At 75.0% G+C, this 3,238-nt stretch carries 3 protein-coding genes; all 3 read left to right on the top strand.

Annotated features, from left to right (window positions below; translation table 11 throughout):
• The coding region (locus tag E1298_RS45470; protein ID WP_131903578.1) for an SDR family NAD(P)-dependent oxidoreductase at positions 1 to 686 on the top strand (686 nt) is incomplete at its 5' end.
• Positions 687 to 705: 19 nt separating this feature from the next.
• Positions 706 to 2,355: a thiamine pyrophosphate-binding protein gene (locus E1298_RS45475; protein WP_131903579.1), complete on the top strand. Its 1,650-nt coding sequence runs from the start codon at positions 706 to 708 to the stop codon at positions 2,353 to 2,355.
• A gap of 62 nt (positions 2,356 to 2,417) precedes the next feature.
• On the top strand, positions 2,418 to 3,238 hold an 821-nt coding region (locus E1298_RS45480), incomplete at its 3' end, for an IclR family transcriptional regulator (protein WP_131903580.1).

The following is a 3,238-nucleotide window of genomic DNA, read 5'->3' on the forward strand; positions in this document are numbered from 1 at the left end:
GGCGGGAGTTCGCGATCGCCCTCGCCGAGAGCGGACACCGGGTCGCGGGCCTCGACCTGGCCGACATGTCGGGCACCGCCGAGCGGATCGGCGGTGCCCGCTTCCTTCCCGTGCGGGCGGACGTGACCGACCCCGAGGAGGTGGCGGCCGCGGTGGAGGAGACCGCCGCGCGCTTCGGCGGCCTGCAGATCGTGGTGAACAACGCCGGGATCTACCCGCCGCTCCCCTTCGAGAAGACGACGCTGGAGACCTGGCGCCGGATCATGCGGGTCAACCTGGACGGCCCGTTCCTCGTCACTCACGCGGCGCTCCCCTACATGAAGGCCGCGGGCTGGGGAAGGGTCGTCAACATCGTCTCGGCGGTCGTGTTCCTCGGACCGCCCGACCTGGTCGCCTACACCACGTCCAAGGCCGGGCTCGTGGGGTTCACGCGGGCCCTGTCGAGCGCGGTCGGCGCGTACGGGATCACGGTGAACGCGATCTCGCCCGGCCTGACCCGCACCGAGACCGCCGCCCGCACGACCGGCGCGGACGGCGGGTTCGAGCGGGTCCGCGGCCTCCAGGCCGTCCCCACGGTCGAGGAGCCCGCCGACCTCGTCTCGACGCTGCTGTACGTGTGCGACGAGGGCAGCGGCTTCCTCACCGGACAGACGATCAACGTCGACGGCGGCTCCGCCAAGCACTGAAGGGCAGGACATCCACGACATGAGGCCGATCGAGGCACTGCTGGAGATCATCCGGGACGAGGGCGTGACCCGGATCTTCGGCAACCCCGGCACCACCGAGCTCCCGCTGATGGACGCGCTGGTGGAGGCGCCGGACCTGGAGTACGTGCTGGGCTTGCAGGAGGGGTCCGTCGTCGCCATGGCCGACGGGTACGCGCGGGCGTCGCGCCGCACGTCCTTCGCGAGCCTGCACGTGGCGGCGGGCGTCGCCAACGGGCTGATCGGGATGCTGAACGCGCTGCGCTCGCGCACCCCCATCGTGATCGTGGCGGGCCAGCAGGACCGCCGCCACCTCGTCCAGGACCCGATGCTGTCGGGCGACCTGGTGGGGCTGGCCGCCGCGGCGACCAAGCACGCCGTGGAGGTGCAGCACGCCCACGACCTGCCGATCGTGCTGCGGCGCGCGTTCGCGCTCGCGGCGCGGCCCCCCGCCGGGCCGGTGCTGGTGTCGGTGCCGATGGACCTCCTGGAGGAGGACACCGACGTCGCCGTGCCGGCCCGCTCCCCGGTGTCCGGCCCGGGCGCGGCCGCGGCCGGCGCCGGGGACGCGGCGGCGCTGCTGGCGGGCGCCGCGCGGCCCGTGGTGATCGCCGGGGACGCCGTGGGGCGGACCGGCAGCGTGCCGGAGCTAGTGGCGGTGGCCGAGCGGCTCGGCGCCGCCGTCTACCACCAGCCGATGAACGACGGCGTCGACTTTCCGGGCGGCCACCCCCTCTACGCCGGGATGCTGCCGCCCCGCAACAGCGCGATCCACGAGATCCTGGCCGGGTACGACGCGGCGCTGATCGTCGGGTGCCACGCGTTCATGCCGCACCACTACACGCCCGGCCCCGCCGTCCCGGACGGGCTGGAGATCGTCCAGGTGGACGAGGACCCGGCGGAGATCGGCCGCAACTTCGCCGTCCGGCACGGCCTGGCGGGCGAGCTGGCCGGGACGCTGGCGGCCCTCGCCGGCCACCTGGAGGGGCGCGTGCCGTCGGCGCGGGAGCGCATCGAGCATCTCGGTGCCGTCCACGCCCAGGTCAGGGCCGATGTGGAGGCGGGGGCCCGCGCCGCCTACGGCCCGGCCCCGATGGACCCGCGCGGCGCCGCGCACGCCGTGGCGGCCGGGCTCCCCGACGACGCGGTGGTCGTGGAGGAGGCGATCACGGCGGGGCTGAAGCTGCGCGCCGTGCTGCGCCAGGACCGTCCCCGCTCCTACGTGCACACGGTCGGCGGCGGCCTCGGCTGGGGCATCGGCGCGGCCGTCGGGACCCGCCTGGCGGACCCGGACCGGCCGGTGGTCGCGGTGCTCGGCGACGGGTGCGCGATGTTCGGCCTCCAGGGCCTCTGGAGCGCCGCCCGCTACCGGGTGCCCGTCGCGTTCGTCGTCATGAACAACGGCGAGTACCGGACGCTCAAGGAGACCTTGGACGAAGGGGGCGGAGCATCGGCCGAGCATCGCCGCTATATCGGCCTGGACCTGGCTCCCCCGGCGCTGGACTGGCAGAGCGCGGGGCGGCTGTTCGGGGTGGACACGCTGCGGGCGGGCTCGGCGGACGAGCTGCGGGACGCGGTGGCGTCGGTGAAGGACCTGGACGGCCCGCTGCTCATCGAGGCCCCGGTGTCCGGGCACGGGGCGGACCGGTGATCCGGGCGGCCGCACGCTTCCCGGCCCTTGCGGACGGCGCCGATCACGCGGACCATCGAGGGATGAACTCCCAGGTCCCGGACGCGGAACCGCCGAGGTCGGTGCTGGCGCGCGGGCTCAGCCTGCTGGACGCCTTCGGCTCCGCCGACACCGAGCTGAACCTGACCGAGCTGTCGGCCCGCACCGGGCTGCCCAAACCGACCGCGCACCGCCTGCTCGGGGAGCTGGTCCGGTGGGGCGGCGTCGAGCGGACGGCGTCCGGCTACCGGCTGAGCATGCGGCTTTTCGTCCTCGGCCAGCGGGCGCCGAGGCCGCGCGGGCTCCGCGAGGCCGCGCTCCCCTTCCTGGAGGACCTGTACGAGGCGACGCACGAGAACATCCACCTGGCCGTCCTGGACGGGACCGACACCCTGTTCTTAGAGAAGGTCAGCGGGCGCCGGTCCATGCCCATCGTGTCCCGGGTGGGCGGGCGGCTTCCGGCGTACTGCACCGCGACCGGCAAGCTGTTCCTCGCCCTGGGCCCGGCGGACCGGCTGGAGAGGGTGCTGACGGCCGGGCTCGTCCACTACACGCCGCACACGATCGTGATGCCGGGCCTGCTGCAGCGGGAGTTGGCCCGCACGGCCGACCGCGGCTACGCCGTCAACCGGGAGGAGTCGGAGGCCGGGGTCTCCGCCGTGGCCGCGCCCATCCTCGACCACCGCCGGCGGGTGATCGCCGCGATCTCGATCACGGGGAACGTCTGCCGCCTCGACCTGGACCGGCTCGCCCCCGCGGTCCGGACGGCGGCCCTCGCCCTGTCCCGGGAGCTGGCCCGCGAGCGGGTGAACGGGAGCCTCCTCCCGCAGCTGCGGCCGGTGCACGACCCCGCCTCCCCCGACGC

The sequence above is a fragment of the Actinomadura rubrisoli genome (assembly GCF_004349215.1).
GTDB classification, from domain to species: domain Bacteria; phylum Actinomycetota; class Actinomycetes; order Streptosporangiales; family Streptosporangiaceae; genus Spirillospora; species Spirillospora rubrisoli.